The sequence below is a fragment of the Zhongshania sp. genome, from assembly GCF_041623545.1.
In the GTDB taxonomy this organism is placed as follows: domain Bacteria; phylum Pseudomonadota; class Gammaproteobacteria; order Pseudomonadales; family Spongiibacteraceae; genus Spongiibacter.
The window spans coordinates 126549-145094 of sequence record NZ_JBFJWS010000001.1; the positions used below are offsets into that span (position 1 = coordinate 126549).

Sequence of the window (18546 nt, forward strand, 5' to 3'; positions counted from 1 at the left end):
ACAAGAAGGAATAGTAATTAAATTTATGCTTCAGCCAGCTAAAAACCTAAAACAATACCTAAGTAGCTAGCTTAATCACCCACTAGATCAAATAGCCCGATTTAGGTCTTAAAATATGAACCGACCACCAATTTTAACGGTATCTGTATCGCCTTCCCAGCGCGAACCTCTCGAAAGGAAATTCGAATCATCAATATCCAACTTATAGCGGTCATACTCCAAAGCTACGGCAAAGTGCGCATTTACTTTTAGGTCGGCACCGATACCATAAAACGGCTCGTCACCATCATAGCTCTGCTTTAGAGTCGCAAAACGAACATCAGCATCCCAAAACAATTGCCCTGCTTTCGCGTATAAACCAATATGATCTGTTACTGGTAGGCGGCCAGTTACTGCTAGACCATATCCATCCACTGTGGCCTTTCCTGTACTGCCACCGAAAGAGCCGAAATCAATATAACTCGCTTCAAAACCTAAATACTGATTTAACTGTGCGCCTAAAATAGCTTCTTTGTAATCGTCGTCCTCGTCGAAATCGCCGCCACGATCCTTATACCCGCCATAATTAGCACCGATATATGCGTGCACTCCAACAGGGGGATTCGCGAATGCTGCCGACCCTAGCGTTACTGTGCTTACAACAGCGGTAAGAAATGCCAAGGCACGTGAATATACTGCTTGCATAATAATCTCCTCTAAGAATCACAATAACGTTACTCAATACAGGCGAAGCGGGCCTAAGGCCCGCTACTAACTTGATTACTCTGCCTCTTCTTCAAGGTTTCGAATCGCGTCCTGACGGTTAAAATACTCTTCACGACTTACCGTGCCGTTAGCATCGACATCGATTACCGAAAATTGCTGGTTAAGTGAACGTTCCGCCTTAGCTTCGGCCTTATCTAATTTACCGTCACCATTTCTGTCAAGCGCAGTAAAAACAGCCGCACTAGCATCGTCGGATTCAGTCCCTTGCAGTGCGCTCGGTGCCCGACGCTCTAGTTCAACCGAGTTCAAACCTTTACCTTGTGCGTTCAGCTGCGCATCGCCGCTTACGCCACCTTTGGGAGATACAGCACCGCTACCTTGAACTCCACCAGTCACTGGGCCCGCAAGACAAATTGAGCTCAATGCTAAACCTGCAAAAACTATCGCTGTCTTCTTCATAATATTCTCCATAATCTTTCCCAGTTAAAAAATGATTAATTTCTGACCAACGAAATTAATTAGTGACACCAATATTTTTTTCAACCGCTAAAAAAAGCATTCTTTACGATGTCACCTAGGGAAAGGCAAGCACCATGCCAAAATAATTTTTCTAACAATATCAAGTAGTTATTAATTTACCGAGAACTAAACCGAATACCTTGCTGTCATACTGTTGGTATTTTGCAACACACATGCAAAACTATTTATTTTAATTAATAATTTCAGAATCTTAGAGTGTATTCATTTGGCAACAGGGTATTCACAAAAACAATAATGTGATGAAACCAATCTTATACAGTAAAAAACTAAGCCTCACTCAGCAGTGGATTGGCACAACTCTATTATCAATGTTGCCACTCATCATTGCGGTGACCTACGCGACATGGGAAATGAGTTCGCAAGCGAGGGCGCAGAAGCGCTTAGTGATGGAACAGGCAAGAATTTCTCAGCTTAGCGCCACCATCCAAGAACTGAGTAAAGACATAGAGCGCTCCGCGCGCCAGCACCAACTACTTCAAGAAGTGAGTTTATTAAAGATATTAAAAATCAAGAAAAACCAGCTAAGCGACAGCCTTAGCGAGGTTAAAGTGTTGCTACCCAGCCTAGCTAACAATGATGTTTTACAGGAAATTAATAATCACAGCGAAGAAATAATCCTTATATCGCAACGCAGTAATGCCAATAGAGGCCAGCACTTAGAAAACCTTTACTCAACATTAAAGAACGATAGCGACACCCTACACGGCCAATTGCGAAGCGCTGTTCAGGACAATTTGGACCGCGCTGAGGATGAATTAAACAACGTGTTATGGCGAGTACTCATTACCGGCTTATTAGCCTTACCTGCTAGTTTTTTACTACTGGGCGCAAGTACCATTATTGTTACGCGCTCCATCAGCCGCCTGTCGCTTGCCATCCATGACTTAGGCAACGGAAAATGGGATAAAGCTATTGGAATAAATGGGCCATCTGATTTAGTCGAGCTAGGCCATCGACTTGAATGGATGCGCACCCAGTTACTTAGCGTCGAGCAACAGAAAGCCCAGTTCACCCAACACATTACACATGAACTTAAAAGCCCTCTAGCCGCCATAATAGACGCCCAAGGAATACTTGCCGATCAAATTCCCGGCAGGGTGAACAATCAGCAAATGGCGGTGTTAAAAATATTGCGAAACCAAGCAGATAATTTGCAGGAATTGATTCAACAGCTACTCAACTTCAACACCATATCGCAAGGAATAGCGGCAAACGATGAAGAGATTGATTTACATAATCTGTGTAAAAAATTAATCGCACGCTACCGCAACTTACTATCCGATGCCAGCATCCAAATAAATTATAGCGGCCACGATGGACTCGTAACCGGAAACGCTCAGTTAATCGAAATGATTTTAAGTAATTTACTATCGAACGCCATTCATTTTTGCAGACCGAGCGGGTCAGTATGTGTGAGCTGGGGAGTTCGCGAGATAGACAACCGTGGCCAAGCCATCCTCAACAGCAATACCACTGGTAGCTTTTGGTGGTTGCAAGTTAGCGATGATGGCCCGGGCATCGACAACGACGAACGCGATGCGATATTTCAGCCCTTTTATCAAGGAAGGAACAAGCGGCATGGCGCATTAAAAGGCAGCGGTATTGGCCTGGCCATTGTTAAGGCCTGCGCCGAACAAGCAAACGCCAACTTAAGCCTAAACTCCATTAAAAATAAGGGATCGAAATTTACACTTTGCTTTCCAGATAATGGGTAAGGAATACTATGAAAATAAACCTACTTTCCGCATCTGTTTTTCTACTTTGCGGGTGTGCCCCAGTAAACGAGAACCACCAGAGCAGTGCCCCCGAAAAAGCGAACCAAAAAGTCGCCTTTGCCTTTAAATCCGGGGCGATCGACACCCCGGAACCGGCCATTGCTCTCCTCGCAAAGCGCCAAGCTTGGTGTTTACTGCCCGAAACTGAACGCTTACAAATCGATGCCGCACTGCGCGCACAAACCGATGAAAACAGCGCGTTTCAACGTTTAATATTAACTACCTGTGCACCCGGCAAGTACGCAAAACAAAGTCACGCGCTAATCTCCACTCTAGATTTACAAGGCTTTAGTGAAGCTGAACGCGCTTTATTAACGCTAATCAATGACGCCAACCGCAGTCTATTGCAAACCCTCCATGAACGGGATTTATTACGCACTAAGCTACGAAACACGATAGACGGTATCAGCAATATTGAAGCCCAAATCATTGATAATGAAACTCCGTAGCAAAGAGGTTAATAATGAGTACCCAGCAACATACAAAGATTTTACTCGTAGACGACGACCCCGGCGTCCTCCAACTGCTTTCGATGCGCCTTGAAGCCCTCGCCTTCGAGGTAATATGTGCCGATAGTGGTGATGCCGCGCTGAGCAAACTCAAAAGTGAGTGCGCAAATTTAGTGATCTCTGACTTGCGTATGGATGGTATGGACGGCATTGAACTTTTTGAAAATATTCAGACACAATATCCGGGCCTTCCCGTAATTGTACTGACAGCTCATGGGTCCATTAAAGAGGCCGTCAACGCAACCCAAAAGGGTGTATTCAGTTTCCTTACAAAGCCCATTGATAAAGATGAACTGCTAAGCAGTATTCAACAAGCTCTTGAATTAGGCAGCGAAAACATCTCGACGCAGAACGTCGAGAATAACATTGTCACCTGCAGTGCAAATATGCAACAGCTTTTAGAGCAAGCAAAATTACTCGCAAAAAGCGATATTAACATTCTAATACGTGGCGAAAGTGGCACTGGCAAAGAACTCTTAGCCAGCGCATTACAAGCAGCGAGCAGCCGTGCAGATCAACCCTTTATTGCTATCAACTGCAGCGCCATTCCCCCAGACTTATTAGAGTCAGAGTTGTTCGGCCACGTTAAAGGCGCGTTTACTGGGGCCGGCCGCGATAACAAAGGGTTGTTCGCCAGCGCTGATGGCGGCACAGTATTTTTAGACGAAATTGGCGATATGCCAGCGCCACTGCAAGTAAAACTACTCCGAGTGCTACAGGAACAAAAAATAAGGCCAGTTGGCAGCCAGCAAGACATCAGTATTAATGTACGAGTGCTTTCTGCCACCCACCAAGACCTTGAAGATGCCATTGGCGATGGACGCTTTCGCGAGGACTTATACTACCGTCTTAATGTTGCGTCCCTTAGTTTACCTCCGCTTCGCGAGCGTCGCGCGGACATTCAGCTGTTAGCAAAACATTTTTTGGCCAATATCGCCGCACGTAATAACGCCACACCAAAGCGATTCTCGCCCGAGGCGCTATGTGCATTGTCGGCCTACGACTGGCCCGGCAATATACGCCAATTAAGCAATATTGTAGAACAGCTTGCCGCGTTATCACCTGCGGCTATTATCGGCGAAGCGCAGACCATTGCAGCTCTACCGCAAACAACTAGTCCCGCGAAAGGACTTCCGCCACTAGCGGAAGCCCGCAAGCAGTTTGAGCGCGATTACCTAGAGCAGGTGCTTGCCTCAACCAAAGGAAACGTAACCGATGCTGCGCGACAAGCTGGACGAAATCGCTCTGACTTTCACAAACTCATCAAAAAACACCAATTAAATCCAGACGCACTGCGCGACGCGAAAAAGTAACTAGCCTATAAAAAAAGGGATACCCATGATCAAACAACTTACTTTTTCAATGACTAGGCAGGGCTTACACAGTATTACACCAGCGGTGAGTGAATGCGTTGAACGTCACTTCAAGGGCCAAGATGGCTTGTGCACCTTGTTTATTAAGCACACTTCGGCAAGCTTACTCATCCAGGAAAATTACGACGACAGCGCCCGAAAGGACCTAGAGTCTTGGTTAAATCGACTTGTACCCGAAAATGACCCACTCTACACCCACACATTGGAGGGCGCCGACGATATGCCTGCTCATATTAAGGCCGCGCTGACCGCAAGCTGCCTGACAATACCCATTATCGACGGTCAACTAGCCTTAGGCACGTGGCAAGGGGTTTATTTGTGGGAGCACCGCCACGCCGCCGCTAAGCGCATGGTAATTCTGCACTTAAGTCGCTAGGTGCCGTTAAGTGTTGGTTAAGCTCTGTAGCCTAAACTATGAACTAAGCGTCATCATTCTTTTGGAAACGCTATGCTATTCTTGGCAAAATTTCTATTTGTCCTCTAAAAAACAGGTGAACAAACTATGTTGCGGTTTAAAAAGTGCTTATTGGGATTAGCCCTGCTGGGCAGTATTAGCAGCTATGCCCTCGAAATTGGCGGGACGCTAGCAGACGTCAGTATTCCAACAAAAGGAGAGCTCGTCCTCAATAAGTCGAAAATCGACTATAAAGCATGGTCAACTGAGACTATTCGCCGTGGGTCTCCCGCATTAATTTTCCACTTGGCAGCGAGAATGTCTTCAGACAATATCATTGCTCCCCTGCGCAGCCGCTTAGAAGAACGCAACTTTACCCCCGGCAGCTTCCAATCAATCAGCGTCGTGAATATTAACGACGCAATGTGGGGCACCTCTGGCATGGTCAGCGGCGAAATGGAAAAGAACAAGCGCGCCCACCCCGAGGCCACTATGGTTGCCGATGACGCCAGCAGAGGCCTTAAAGCATGGCAATTGAAAGAAAGTAGCGTAGCGGTAATATTGCTCGATGCAAACGGCAAAATACGCTACTTAAAAGAAGGCAAGCTCAGTTCGAAAGACATAGACACTATTATGTCTTTGTTGGACAAAGAAATAGCCCAAGTGGCCAGTAAGTAATAACCTGCGTTAGAAATAGATTATTATTTTCCGGGGCTGCCAAAACACTGGCGGCCTTCCACTAACTTGGCAAACTTCCGCAGCATCAATTTCACTCCCAAGTGCATTACTGGGCTGAACACAGGCAAGAAGTAACGACTGAAGCCTTTAGGCCGCATCGCCATTGTCCACTTAACCTTGCACCGCCCTTCCGCCAATTCCTCTACCTGGTAGCGCTCAGCGAAAGACTCGATATTGTTTTCGCTGGCGTGGGTAAAGCAAAATGCCATTTCCCGGCCCCGCTCCCACGCGATAAACTCCTCATAGCCGATCAAATTACCAACCATACTCACAGTCCGAGTCGTACCAATTCCAAACGGCTGCGGTGCGGTCCACTCAACTTTTAGAATTGGCATTGCCCAGCGCGGCCAATCGTCGGCATTTTCGAAGGATGAAAATACATCAGCAGCGCTCGCATTAACCTCAACTTCCGCAATATAGCGAAATGGGGCCGTATCGAAAAAAGTCATATCGACTGTTTTACACGGAAATCTCTTTGCCACGCATAGTCTCCAAGCGAAGATAGTTGTTATTCTGGGACAAAACCAGCTATTTACAGCCCAGCTAGCCCAGCGCTGATTGATTGCTAGGCCGAAATCTAACACCCGCAGTAAAACTCAAACAAGCGATGGCTGCGAATATGACAAAGTCTTCATCTAAGAGGATAAGGTAAACACATGAGCCCCAGCGAAGAATCACTGTCAGTTTTGTACCAAGATGAGCATATCATCGCCATCAATAAGCCTAGCGGCTTACTCGTCCATCGCAGCCCAATAGACCGCCATGAAACTCGCTTTGCCATTCAAATACTCCGCGATCAGATTGGCCAATATGTTTACCCGGCCCACCGCTTAGACAAACCAACATCGGGTGTTTTGCTGTTCGCTCTCAGCCCAGAGGTCGCCAGCCTGATAGGGCAGGCGTTTCAAACCCATCAAGTCGAAAAAGACTACTTAGCCGTACTGCGAGGCTATTGCCCCGACGCCGGCCATATTGACTACCCACTTACCGAGGAACCTGACAAACGTATTGCCCGCAGCAAACCCGCAGCCCCTCAGGAGGCCATAACAGACTATCGACGCTTAGCAAGCTACGAGCTGGATGCTCACATTGAGACCTACCCCCAGTCCCGCTATTCGCTAGTGCTCGCCCAGCCGAAAACTGGCCGACGACACCAACTTCGACGCCATTTCAAGCATATTTCCCACCCTATTATTGGTGATGCCAAGCATGGCAGAGGCCGCCACAATCGTTATTTTGCCGAACGATTAGATTGCCCTCGCCTATTGCTACACGCCTTGCAACTGCGGTTTATTCATCCATTAAGCAAGCTTGAAATACAGCTAAAAGCCCCATTAGATCATCACTTTTCAGCGTTAATTAAACGCTTTCATTGGGAGGACAAATTCAAGGCCGAATGGCAAGATGAAAAGGTTACGAAATTATAACTTACATGCGTGAAACTTTAGTCGTAAGGTAGGCTCATACGAACAATTTAGCATGTAGGCCAACGGATACACTTGCGTAGGCCCCGCGACAAAGAGTACGGCAGGGATAGGTTTCATGAGTATAACAAATTACTACGATTACATTATTGTCGGTGCTGGCTCGGCTGGCTGCGCCCTCGCCAACCGCCTCTCTGAAAACCCAAATCACAAAGTCCTACTCTTGGAAGCGGGCGGCAAAGACTCCCACCCTATGGTGCACATTCCCATCGGCTTTGCTTTCACAATGCATAATCCCGATTTCAGCTGGTGTTACCGCAGTGAGCCTGAGCCCCATATGAATCAGCGGCGCATTGATCAACCCCGCGGCAAATTGCTGGGCGGCTCCAGCTCAATTAACGGTATGGTATATATTCGCGGCCAGCGGGAAGACTATGACCACTGGGCAGCATTGGGAAATCGGGGTTGGGGCTACGATGACCTACTGCCAGTGTTTAAACGCTGTGAGCAGAATAGTAATGGCGAAGATGAGTATCACGGCAAAGACGGTCAACTTTTGGTCGATGACGTTACTGATAAATACGAATTGGCCGAGATGTATATTCAAGCGGCAGTGGAATCAGGAATACCGCGCAATACTGATTTCAATGGTCCCACTCAGGAAGGCGCGGGATATTTCCAAGTTAATATTCGCAAGGGCATGCGCCAAAGTACGGCCAAAACCTATTTAAAACCTGTTATAAAACGCCCTAATTTACAGGTTGAAACTAAGGCTTTAGCCAGCCGCATTGAATTTCAGGGCAATAAAGCGACCGCACTGCGCTACCTACAAAATGGCCAGGAAATAACCGCCCGCTCCCGCGCCGAGATCATCCTCTGCGGCGGTACGATTAATTCACCGCAGCTACTGGAACTTTCGGGTATTGGCAATCCTGAATTATTACAGCAGCGCAGCATCAAAGTAGCGGTTGCACTGCCCGGCGTTGGCGAAAACCTACAAGACCACCTTACGGTAAATACCCAGAGGTCGTTTGTCGGTGTAAAAACCTTTTACGAAGACAGTCGTCCACTGGCCATGCTAAAAACTTTTGCCAAATTAATTTTCAAGCGCAGTGGCATGCTCATTCACCCTGCCTCCCAAGTAGGGGTTTTCTTCAAGACCGCCGCCGAACTGGAGCGCCCTGACGCCCAGATTCATTTCACCCCCGCTGCAGGTACCAAAGATGATAAGGGTCGAATGATAACCGTGCCAGGCACTACCGCTACAGTGTGTTATCTGCGGCCGAAAAGTCGTGGCTGGGTCCATATTCGTAGCAATGATGCCAGAGATGCACCAGCCCTACTCCACAATTACTTAGCTGACGAAGAAGATCAGCAAAAAATGATCGCCGCTGTACGAAAAACACGGGAGATTTTCGAAGCACCGATATTCGCTGCTAACCGCCGCGAAGAATTAATCCCCGGCCCAGAAATACAAAGCGATGAAGAGATTCTAGAGTTTATCCGCAACACTGGCGAATCGGTTTATCACCCCGTTGGCACCTGCAAAATGGGCAACGATCCCATGGCAGTGGTGAACGACCGCCTCAAAGTGCATGGTATTGAAGGCTTGCGAGTAGCGGACGCATCAATAATGCCGACATTAATCTCCGGCAACACCAATGCCACAGCAGTATTGATTGGGGAGCGCTGCGCGGACTTTATCCTAGCTGGTGAGTAATTTATATCGCTAGGGAGCAAGCTGATTAAGCTTAATTTTGCCGATAGGGTATCTGACAATATTCGATACCCCGGATCGGCCGAATTCCGTGCTTGGCCAAGCACATCTTCATAGAGTTCATCGACAGGCTTATATTGGGGGTTGGGCCGAGAAACACGTGATCTAAAGCGACGGGCTCATGGTCTTCCACCGCCAAAGCAAAACGAATATACGGAACTAACATACTTCGGCCCTCGCGAAAATTAACCGCAGCCTGCCTATAGTCAGAAATAACTGGCGACACCAAACGCCACTCTTGCTCCTCTTCAAAGGACGGGTGCTTTAGTATCGCAGCCAATCGCAATAAGTCACTTTCGAGATGTTCAAATAACTGGTGGTAAACCTCACGTTCGACACCGTCATCAATATCCCTAGCTAATAGCTCCACAGCATCAAGTACCTGCGCAATTAAATGCTGTTGAGTATGACGATCATAGATGCAACGGCCCATGCGGAACTCCTGCAACTGAGCGCAGCGGCTCACAGTTTCAGGGTTAAAGCCAAGGCTTGCACCCTTGCCAACAGCGCTGTAGCCCCGCCACTGGCTCAGTAGATTGCCATTGGCGCGAAATGAGGCGCCAAACAAGATATGACCATTGGTAATGCGATTTTTAACCCAATCTAAAAAGCTGGTTAGCAATTGCGGTCGACTATGGCCACTATCAATACGTTCTGCCACTTCGCGAGCAACTAAGTCTGCGGTGTGGCGCAGCTCTGCCGAATCGTTCATATATCGGATATCACTGGCCCACAGAGTACGGCTACCGATTATGCCCAAAACACCACTCAGCGAAGTGTAATGGTACAAAGTTTCCTGAGGCGGTTCAGAGAATAACGCCTCGGTAATCCTACTAATCATAGCCCTCCCCCATTGCTAAGCTTACTTACTCTACCTTTTACTAGCAGTGTAGACTGCCTGCACTACATCAAATTCTCTTTACGCAGCAGCTTGATCTGCCGCTAAAAACGCAGTGACCATACCATTAAAGATTTGCGGATATTCAGCGTGTAGCCAATGCCCCGCTCCAGCAATGGTTAGCAGCTCCATCTGTGGAAACTGGCGTTGCATCGGCACACGGTTTTCATCGCGAATATACTTGGACAACTCGCCCCGAATAAACAACGTTGGCCCGGCAAAGGACTCTGCGCTTGGTGCATCGCGTAAATTGTCATAGCAGTCCGCAATCCCAGTCAAATTCATCCGCCAAGTCCATGCGTCTTTACCGTCGCGGGCAATATTTTTGAGGAGAAACTGCCTTATCGCCAACTCAGGAATCGCCTTTTGGAGTAGTTCGTCGGCTTGCTCACGACTGCGCAAAGCTCGTAAGTCCATGCCTAACAACGCCGTAATAATGTCGTCGTGACCGCGACCGTAGCGCACAGGCGCAATATCGGCAACAATCAAACGCTTAACTCGATCTGGCGCAGTTACCGCCACCTGCATAGCCACTTTGCCACCGAGGGAATGACCGAGAAAATGTGCTTGTTTAATATCGAGGGCATCCATCGTGGCCAAGACGTCCTCCGCCATGGTTGGAATATCCATAATATCGCTATGTGGCGATTTACCGTGATTACGTAAATCCATGCGGACTACTTTGTAATCCCCAGCCAAACTGCGGGCAACGGCCATTAAATTACTGGCCGAACCAAATAAGCCGTGCAGCATAATAACGGGGAAAGTACCGTCACCGCTCACTTCAGTGTGTAAACTCAGAACCCTGGGCATATGTTCGCTTCTCTTCATCTATAGCGGTTGTTAGAATGCACAGGCTTTCAAATAAAAAGGTGTTACTGTGCGATTAACTTTTCTCATTTTTGTATTGGTCGGCGCTATATTCAGCGCAGGCTGCAGCTCAACAGATTACAATCCGACGACCTACGACTATTTTATCAGTCGCGACGATCTCAAACAAAAGCCCCTCAAAAAAGTCATTTTGGCGAGCGTAAATGTCAGCGGCGAGCCCACTCGCTCAATTCTTCGCGACAGCGTCGACAAAGTAGATGCGAAGGTCGTGGACTACCTAGAGAGCAATGGCTACAGTTTTGCGCCCAGCCACTTGTTTGACAACGCCTGGCGTCAAGCCTTGCTGAGCTTCGGCAATTTTTACGACCCAACCACCGGTAAAGTCGATCGCGTCGCGTGGCAGCAGGTTATGTCCGCAACATTACAATCCCTGAAAGAACACAAAGATATCGATGGCGTGATTTTTACCGACCTACTTGAACATGACATCCAGCACAGCCCCGGCATGAAGCACTACGCGCGCTGGTATGGGGTGAGTCGAGAACCCGCGACTGAGGGCCCCACGGCCAGCGTCCCCACTGATTTCAATTGGACGCAAATTATCAAAGGCGCCACCTTGATGGTGACTATTTACACTACCGACGGCAAGCCTTTGTTTTCGAGCCGTGGCGGTATAGATACTTTGCATAGCATCGATTCACGTAAATCACAAAAAAGCTTTGTGCGCCGCAAAAAAATTCTAAGCCGCTCCAGCAATATCGAGGAAGGAATTGAACTGGCATTCCATCCTCTAATCCCAATGAAACGCTACCCCGGCAAGCCGGAAGCAGCAGCGACGAAAAACAATCCTGACAGCGCTGTGACCGGTCAATAAACGCCGTAAACCAATGCGGCCTCGGTAAGTGCGAGGCCGCGATCTATCAACCAGTACATCGCCACCGCCCCCATTAGGTATATCGCAGCCCAGCGTGTAACGCCTAATAACTGCGGACCGGCTAGCGTTCGAACCAGCCATGCGAAAAGCAATACTCCAGCAATAAACAGTAACTGCCCTAACTCAATCCCAATATTAAAACCTAGCAACGCAGCTACCAGACCAGCGTTGCCGTCGAGTAAAGTATTCAATACCCCAGCAAAACCTAGGCCATGCAATAGACCGAAGCCAGCCACCAACACAGCAAGGCCTTTGCGCGGCGTTTGCTGTTGGCCGCGCGCACTCAGATAGCAGGCCATTAACAAGACACTCAGGGCAATCAGCCACTCGGCCAATGTGGGCAAATGAGGGATATAACCCAAGCTCACCAGCGCCAAACTAATACTATGACCAAGGGTAAAACTGGTAATCAGGAGCACTAAACGGCCAAGAGTCGCTGCTAACATCAATAAACCGAGCACAAACAGCAGGTGGTCTGCGCCTGCCAAAATATGGATTACGCCCAACTCGCCAAATTGCAGTAGCGCGCGCCCAAGGCCAAGCTCGGATTTCGGTGAAAAAGAATCGCTGTCAGCGTGGAATAAAACTTGTTGGTAGCCACCGTCCACACTGTGCCAACGCAATAACGCTGCGGTTTTCGACTCGCCAAGCCCGGTTATCGCAAAGTGCAAAGGCGCGCCAGACGGACATAACACAGAATATTGAATTTCAGCGGCACTACCACTAATGCCCTGCTGAAGAGTACCCAGCCGCCGGCAGTTTTCCGGCAAAACAGGGATTGGCTGCTTAAGTGCTTGTAATGGTGTGCGCCATAGCACGTTGATAACCCCGCCCGGTTGCTCCCGCAACTCGAGGAGCGACGGCGCAAAATTATGGCCCCGGACAAAACTTGCCAAGCACATCAGAATGCAAAACAGCTTAAACTGCGTCATGGCAAGACACCCGATATTGCGCACGCAAGCCAGTGATATATGCCTGCCAGCTTAGCCGCTGCTCCTGCCGCTGCCAGATTACGCGCAGTTCTGGGCGAAGTTCAGCGAGATCTCGGCGCACACTGGGAAAATAAGCCTGCAATTTTATCAGGTGCCAGCCATACACTGATTGGAGCGGGCCAAACCACTCGTCGAGCGGCATAACCGGCGCTGCACTAGACCAAAACCCGGGACCAAAAATGGCGTCTATTTCGCCGTCCGACAAGTGCTTAAAGGACTCCCCGCTGAGGAAAACGTCGGTGTCGAGCAATCCCTCTGCGCGCTCTAATTTCACCAGAGCCGCCTCTGCCTTCTGTTTTGAATCATCACTCACCCCAGCAAAAAAATGCTGTTCAAAACTATAGCGAGCAGGCCTTTCAGCCAATGTCGGGCTCTGGGCGAATATCGATTGCAAGTCTTCCTCACTCGGCGCCCGCGCGGCAACCCCCGCTGCGACTTGCTGCTCTTGAATTTGGATTAAGCGACGGCGTATGACCTCGTCACTCTCCAGTAGGCCCATACGCAAAACTGCGTCTATCTGTTCGGCCCGACTTCCGCTAATACCAAGAAATTCAGCGTCGCGATGCAAGCGTTGCAAGACAATCTCGTCGCGTTTGTGTAAGCCCTTGATTTGGGCTTCGCGAATCAGCATTTGTTCGTCTAAGGCAGACTGATTTAATGCCGCCCGTAAATCAGGCCCCGCTGGCTGGCGATGTTGCTGAGTCCAGTTAGCCACCATAGTATCGATTTGGCCCGCCCTGGGGCACTGTAACTGCCGCTGTTGATAGGCCCAATAGCGCTCACTCAGTCCATACAAGGCAAGACCAAGGACAAAAAAATGCACTAACCTGGATTGGTATAACCCCCTCAAGGCAAACTAGCCCCACTAGCCTGAGAATCTGGTCCTCTCAAAGTCGGGCTATACCAAATCGGTGAAGTCCATGCGCGTTCTTGAATAATCGGCCGGTGTTCAGCGCTACAACAAGACTCATAGCCCGAAGTGATTGTCGATGGCCGATTACAATCAACACCAGCAGCAACGCAAACATGCTGACTCCAGCGGCAGCTCGGGTTTTCTAAGACTCGAGCGTAATAATAAGCCCGCTCTGCCTCGTTAAAATGAGGGTCTTGCCAGCGCGCGCAAAGTTGCGCAGCACCTTTTCCGTAGCTTCGGCAACTCGCAAGATCAACGCCTACCTCGCGATCCCCGCTGTTAGCTACCTCTATAACCTGCTCGCTGCTCTCGCCCTCAGGCCCCACACTAACTTTAATAATTTGAATATTCTTTAACGGCATCCCCGGCTGACGCCCAGTTCCTGGGTCCATACGAGCAAATACCGAAAATACTGGTGTCGCGCTATCGCCCAGAGGTTTATCCGGCAAATTGCTGCCCATCGCTACCCCGCGTTCATAGCCGGTTGCTACGTAATCCTGGCGCTCACACATATCTGTGGGTAAGTCCCAAGCACCAAAAAACCGCACTTCCATACGCGGCCCGCTGGTACCGTAGGTCTCACGGCGCTGCATTGCAGCAAAGATACTTTCCCGATTGTTCTCTTCAGCCCAGACAGCAGCCAAACCGCCAGGATTAAACTCCAAATCATCAGGTAAGCCCTGGGGCAGCTCTGCACCTGCTGGCACACCGGCACCGCCATGACCTAAAAAGCCATTCTCGCTCACTGCTCCCGGCGCACTGATATGAGTATCTGAACTAGCAATAAAACCGAATTTAAAGGGGTTTACCCCCAAGCGCTCCTCCTGAGCCATGCCTTCTTTTAAAACATCGCGAACAAAACCCGATTTTTCAGTCGCTTCATCCCGTAAAAACGGCACAAACTTACCCGAAAATCGGTTGTACGGTAGCTGCTCAAAGCCACATAGCTCATCGGCGTTTGCCAGTGGATTATAAAAGCACTCAGAGCTTCCTTTATGCTGCATAATTTCCACGAGTCGCTCTAGCCGAGCTCGCTGTTTCGCATCCACAGCACTGATCGCTGAACCATCATCTCGGACGGTGCTAAACATATAGCCATCACTTAAATTCGAGTTATGAGGAATCACTAATACCTCACACCCAGTGCCACTATTAACACAGTCTCGATCCAAACCATCCCATAGCTGCTCCGCCGACGGCGTGTCGATAAAACTTAAAGGTAAGGCTGGAACCTGTTTATTCTTGAAGATAATGTTGCGATGCAAATTTGATAAATTAGCCGAGGCGCCGGTCCACTCATAGGCAACAAAGCTCGTAAACTGGCAATCACTAGTCCGGTCATAGGCGTCCTCCGCGGCACGCTGAATGTCTTGCCACGGACCTAGGCCAGCCTCCCGACAAGCGTCGCCATCCTTGCCACAAAACCCCAAACGGGCAGCTCGCGAAGATTGCGTATTAAACAAAAAGAAGGCGGCACGAGGGTAATTACGATACAGCTTACACTGCCAACTACTGTAGCCCACTAACTCAGGGTTCCGACAAATTTCGACCTCGCCAAACAACTCGGCGTGATCCGTCACCACGGCGAAATCTAAGGGGCGGTCTAATTTCAATGTGCGCAGGGGGCGACCATCGGCAGTCCAGGGCTGAACACCAATCTCGGCACCGCGAGCAAAACTGTAGGCATCCGACGGCGACGTTCGCGTCCCTTGCGTACTGGCATCAAGTGAGTACTTCGTATGAACATGGGTATCGCCAAACAAAACAGTACGCAATGGATAACGCTGGGAGCAAGGTTCACGTAATTCTTGATATGGATTGCTGGCTATCACTTGCTCAGCGAACAGTTCGGCACCCGATAAGCAGCCTAATAATACCGCAACGATCATTGAGGGAAGTCGAATACAGCGCCGCGCTGGCATGAAATCTCGCATGAGCAGTAATTCCGTTTCTTAGAATATCCGCATTATCCCCCGAGCGCCCCCGCCAAACCATGGTCCTTTCGCAGTAGCAGCCCGCTATTCGGTTTTCGATTCAGCAATGGTTCAGATTGGCTATGCCACTCTATCGCTGTTCGTCAGCCAAGGAGTTATTAACATGAAATTAAGCACTAGCCTCGTTCTTATCGCTGGGCTGGCATTTGCCGCAAACAGCCATGCCGATCACAAACGTGGGGATGCCGAGTTTGAGGCACGATATCGATATAGCAGCGGAAAGGGCCACAACCATCACGGCTATAAACACCATCGGGATCATGACGTTTATTACGTCCGCGAATATCACCACGATCATCATTATGATCACCACGACCGCTATTATGTTCGCCATGTTCACAGTCGACACTGCGGTCATCATTACGAGCCGGCGTTTAATACTCGGGTTAAGGTTTTTCTAGGGATTTAAGGCACAGGCCGCTACACCCGTAGCGGCCTACATAAAATTACTCGCCAAATCGCGCCTTCATATTGGTAAACCAGTTTTGCAGGGCTGGGCAGGTATCTGGAATTTGACGTTTAACCCAGCCGCAAAAGCCGAGGGTTACGTAAAGATCGATATCGGCTTGACTTAGGTCGTTACCGACTAAGAAGTCTCGTTCAGCCACTTCGTCGTTCATCGCTTCATAAAAAGCGCCTATACGGAGATTCCCTCGCTCGATCAATTCAGGGAGTTGTGGCATTTTCAGCGGCCCCGGCAATGGCCGATCTTTAAACGCATCACCTTTATTGCGAAGCACTTCCGCCACGGCGGTAAAGCCTTCAAAAAATATCTGGTGACAGCGCCCTATCACCTGTGCTCTTTCTAATTCATTGCGCCCAAACAGAGGTTTATCAGGATATTGACTATCGATATACATGCAAATGGCAATGGTGTCAGTTAGCACGGTGCCATCATCTAGCACCAAAGTCGGCAAAGTTGAACGCGGATTGATCGCACAAAAGCTATCGGAAAACTGCTCCTTTTTCATGAGGTCAACGGCTTGAGTATCTATATTGATACCCTTGTGCTTCAGAAGTAAACCAAGGCGTCGTGGATTAGGGGCCGCCTCAAAGGTATATAGTTTCACTTATCTCACCCTCGCTCTATTATTAAAAATCGATGCAATATTCAGCTCTAGTTCAGGCTGGGCATACTAAGCTACATGTTACATAGCCACAGGAGTATATGCCATGTTGAAGTACTCTGTAATTCCCTTGCTAGCGCTCTGCTCCGCAGTAACGCAAGCTGACCATCGCCATTATAGCCACAGCACTACCCGACTTGCCTGGGTTACTCAGGTAAGTCCAATTTATGAGCGCATTACTTACTCCGTGCCCCGCGAACAATGCTGGCAAGAGACCGTCGCCTATGAGGAGCGTCACAGCAACACCGCCCCTATTCTTGGTGCCATCTTGGGCGGCGCCCTCGGCAATGAGCTCGGTCACCACAAAAGTAACAAACGAGTTGGGACCGTCGTTGGCGCCGTGCTCGGTGCCAGTGTCGCCACTGATATCTCGCGACAGCGTCGCGGCCATCACTACCAAACGATTGACCGCTGCGAAATTCAAGACCACCGCGAATGGCGAGAAGAAATAGTGGGTTACAATGTTAGCTATCGCTACCAAGGTGAGATTTATCACACCCGTTTACCCTATAATCCGGGTAAGCAGATTGAGATTGAAGTCAATGTTACTCCCCACGGGTAAGGGCTTATGCCTGGGAATGTTATGAGCAGAATAAAGTGGTGCAATGTACTCATTTTCGTCAGTGCCGCAGCACTGGCCACCTCCGTCAATAGCGACCCATTGCGTGGCGCAAGTGGCGGGCGTTTCGGCCTACCTGACCGGCCTCAACTTGAACAGCGATTAGACACATCCAGAGTGCGTGACACAATGTCAGTTAATGAGGCCATCAGTATCGCGGAACAGCGCTACGGTGGGCGAGCAGTGGGCGCCAAAAAAGTCGGCTCAGCTTACCGAGTCAGAATTCTACAAGACAATGGCAAAATCAAGAACGTCACCATAGATTGAGCCCTGACGAGAAACTCCTATGCGCATACTACTTGTAGAAGATGAACAATTATTACTCGACCAGTTACGTCGCCAGTTTGAACAAGCGGGTTATGCCTGTGATTGCGCAAATGATGGTAGTGAAGGCTTATTTTTAGGACAGGAAAATCCGTATGATCTCGCTGTTGTCGACCTAGGCTTACCCAAGATGGACGGGATTAGCGTCATTAAACAATGGCGTAGCGAGGGTCGGAAATTTCCCGTACTTATACTAACCGCTCGGGATCGCTGGCAAGATAAAGTTGAAGGCCTAGAAGCTGGCGCTGACGACTATGTTGCCAAGCCCTTTCAAATCGAAGAGGTCATGGCAAGAGCCAATGCGCTCATCCGTCGCTCGGCCGGCTTTGCCAGCCCACAGCTTGAGTTTGGCTGCATTACGATCGACACGGGCGCCAAACGCGCACTATTAAATAAGCAGCCGCTTGAATTAACAGCATACGAATACAATGCGCTTGAATTCATGGCCATGCGCAGTGGCCAAGTGGTTTCGAAAACTGACCTCACGGAACACCTCTACGATCAAGACTTTGACCGCGACAGCAATGTGATAGAAGTGTTTATTGCTCGGTTGCGCAAAAAAATTGATCCTGAAAATACCTTAAAACCGATTTCAACACTCCGCGGGCGAGGCTATCGTTTTGAACTTAGCGAAACTCAGCACTAAACATGCAGCGTAAGCGCCCAGGCTCGATCACCC

The 18546-nt window shown here is 49.1% G+C and carries 21 protein-coding genes; 12 read left to right on the forward strand and 9 right to left on the reverse strand.

All coding sequences use genetic code 11. The features are described 5' to 3' along the window. Positions 1 to 108: 108 nt before the first annotated feature. Positions 109 to 684: an outer membrane beta-barrel protein gene (locus ABYT30_RS00550; RefSeq protein WP_373078241.1), complete on the reverse strand. Its 576-nt coding sequence runs from the start codon at positions 682 to 684 to the stop codon at positions 109 to 111. A 75-nt stretch (positions 685 to 759) separates the two neighbouring features. Then, entirely contained in the window at positions 760 to 1164 is a 405-nt protein-coding gene (locus ABYT30_RS00555; RefSeq protein ID WP_373078244.1) for a hypothetical protein, read from the reverse strand. A gap of 320 nt (positions 1165 to 1484) precedes the next feature. Here ABYT30_RS00555 and ABYT30_RS00560 point away from each other — a divergent pair, with 320 nt between their 5' ends. The 5 genes from ABYT30_RS00560 (at position 1485) to ABYT30_RS00580 (ending at position 5974) form a co-directional block, all read left to right on the forward strand. After that, positions 1485 to 2960 (forward strand): sensor histidine kinase, encoded by a 1476-nt coding sequence (locus tag ABYT30_RS00560; RefSeq protein ID WP_373078247.1) that lies wholly within the window; start codon positions 1485 to 1487, stop codon positions 2958 to 2960. Positions 2961 to 2968: 8 nt separating this feature from the next. After that, positions 2969 to 3469, forward strand: coding sequence for a hypothetical protein (locus ABYT30_RS00565; RefSeq protein WP_373078249.1), 501 nt, complete (start codon positions 2969 to 2971; stop codon positions 3467 to 3469). 14 nt (positions 3470 to 3483) lie between these two features. Continuing rightward, entirely contained in the window at positions 3484 to 4842 is a 1359-nt protein-coding gene (locus ABYT30_RS00570) for a sigma 54-interacting transcriptional regulator (RefSeq protein ID WP_373078251.1), read from the forward strand. Positions 4843 to 4867: 25 nt separating this feature from the next. Beyond that, a complete protein-coding gene (locus ABYT30_RS00575) occupies positions 4868 to 5278 on the forward strand; it encodes a secondary thiamine-phosphate synthase enzyme YjbQ (protein ID WP_373078253.1) in 411 nt (136 codons plus the stop codon). A gap of 126 nt (positions 5279 to 5404) precedes the next feature. After that, entirely contained in the window at positions 5405 to 5974 is a 570-nt protein-coding gene (locus ABYT30_RS00580) for a YtfJ family protein (RefSeq protein ID WP_373078255.1), read from the forward strand. A 23-nt stretch (positions 5975 to 5997) separates the two neighbouring features. On the opposite strand, the gene ABYT30_RS00585 is transcribed toward ABYT30_RS00580, so the two are convergent. Beyond that, complete coding sequence (locus ABYT30_RS00585; RefSeq protein WP_373078258.1) at positions 5998 to 6516, reverse strand: SRPBCC family protein; 519 nt, start codon at positions 6514 to 6516, stop codon at positions 5998 to 6000. A 174-nt stretch (positions 6517 to 6690) separates the two neighbouring features. Here ABYT30_RS00585 and truC point away from each other — a divergent pair, with 174 nt between their 5' ends. Both truC and ABYT30_RS00595 read left to right on the forward strand, forming a co-directional pair. Beyond that, positions 6691 to 7461, forward strand: a complete 771-nt coding sequence (gene truC / locus ABYT30_RS00590; protein ID WP_373078260.1) for a tRNA pseudouridine(65) synthase TruC — start codon at positions 6691 to 6693, stop codon at positions 7459 to 7461. Positions 7462 to 7576: 115 nt separating this feature from the next. Beyond that, positions 7577 to 9178: a GMC family oxidoreductase gene (locus ABYT30_RS00595; protein ID WP_373078263.1), complete on the forward strand. Its 1602-nt coding sequence runs from the start codon at positions 7577 to 7579 to the stop codon at positions 9176 to 9178. 31 nt (positions 9179 to 9209) lie between these two features. Here ABYT30_RS00595 and ABYT30_RS00600 read toward each other — a convergent pair whose 3' ends face one another. Continuing rightward, a complete protein-coding gene (locus ABYT30_RS00600) occupies positions 9210 to 10076 on the reverse strand; it encodes a DUF2971 domain-containing protein (protein WP_373078265.1) in 867 nt (288 codons plus the stop codon). Between the two features lie 78 nt (positions 10077 to 10154). After that, positions 10155 to 10946 (reverse strand): alpha/beta fold hydrolase, encoded by a 792-nt coding sequence (locus tag ABYT30_RS00605; RefSeq protein WP_373078267.1) that lies wholly within the window; start codon positions 10944 to 10946, stop codon positions 10155 to 10157. A gap of 67 nt (positions 10947 to 11013) precedes the next feature. On the opposite strand from ABYT30_RS00605, the gene ABYT30_RS00610 reads away from it, so the two are divergent. Continuing rightward, positions 11014 to 11838, forward strand: coding sequence for a hypothetical protein (locus ABYT30_RS00610; protein WP_373078269.1), 825 nt, complete (start codon positions 11014 to 11016; stop codon positions 11836 to 11838). On the opposite strand, the gene ABYT30_RS00615 is transcribed toward ABYT30_RS00610, so the two are convergent. From ABYT30_RS00615 to ABYT30_RS00625, 3 genes are all read right to left on the reverse strand, one after another. After that, entirely contained in the window at positions 11832 to 12830 is a 999-nt protein-coding gene (locus ABYT30_RS00615) for a HupE/UreJ family protein (RefSeq protein ID WP_373078272.1), read from the reverse strand. The genes ABYT30_RS00610 and ABYT30_RS00615 overlap by 7 nt on opposite strands. Then, positions 12817 to 13608, reverse strand: a complete 792-nt coding sequence (locus ABYT30_RS00620; RefSeq protein ID WP_373094856.1) for a peptidyl-prolyl cis-trans isomerase — start codon at positions 13606 to 13608, stop codon at positions 12817 to 12819. The genes ABYT30_RS00615 and ABYT30_RS00620 overlap by 14 nt, the downstream gene beginning before the upstream one ends. A 128-nt stretch (positions 13609 to 13736) precedes the next feature. Beyond that, positions 13737 to 15737 carry a DUF3604 domain-containing protein gene (locus ABYT30_RS00625; RefSeq protein ID WP_373078276.1) on the reverse strand — a complete coding sequence of 667 codons (2001 nt, stop codon included), beginning with the start codon at positions 15735 to 15737 and terminating at the stop codon, positions 13737 to 13739. Positions 15738 to 15900: 163 nt separating this feature from the next. On the opposite strand from ABYT30_RS00625, the gene ABYT30_RS00630 reads away from it, so the two are divergent. Beyond that, positions 15901 to 16206 (forward strand): hypothetical protein, encoded by a 306-nt coding sequence (locus ABYT30_RS00630; RefSeq protein ID WP_373078278.1) that lies wholly within the window; start codon positions 15901 to 15903, stop codon positions 16204 to 16206. A gap of 37 nt (positions 16207 to 16243) precedes the next feature. On the opposite strand, the gene ABYT30_RS00635 is transcribed toward ABYT30_RS00630, so the two are convergent. Further along, positions 16244 to 16867: a glutathione S-transferase family protein gene (locus tag ABYT30_RS00635; RefSeq protein WP_373078280.1), complete on the reverse strand. Its 624-nt coding sequence runs from the start codon at positions 16865 to 16867 to the stop codon at positions 16244 to 16246. A 103-nt stretch (positions 16868 to 16970) separates the two neighbouring features. Here ABYT30_RS00635 and ABYT30_RS00640 point away from each other — a divergent pair, with 103 nt between their 5' ends. Genes ABYT30_RS00640 through ABYT30_RS00650 form a run of 3 tightly spaced genes read left to right on the forward strand, consistent with a single transcriptional unit; the run spans position 16971 to position 18513 of the window. Further along, a complete protein-coding gene (locus ABYT30_RS00640) occupies positions 16971 to 17486 on the forward strand; it encodes a glycine zipper 2TM domain-containing protein (protein ID WP_373078283.1) in 516 nt (171 codons plus the stop codon). A 21-nt stretch (positions 17487 to 17507) separates the two neighbouring features. After that, positions 17508 to 17810 (forward strand): PepSY domain-containing protein, encoded by a 303-nt coding sequence (locus ABYT30_RS00645; RefSeq protein WP_373078285.1) that lies wholly within the window; start codon positions 17508 to 17510, stop codon positions 17808 to 17810. Positions 17811 to 17829: 19 nt separating this feature from the next. Then, complete coding sequence (locus ABYT30_RS00650; protein WP_373078288.1) at positions 17830 to 18513, forward strand: response regulator; 684 nt, start codon at positions 17830 to 17832, stop codon at positions 18511 to 18513. Positions 18514 to 18546 lie beyond the last annotated feature (33 nt).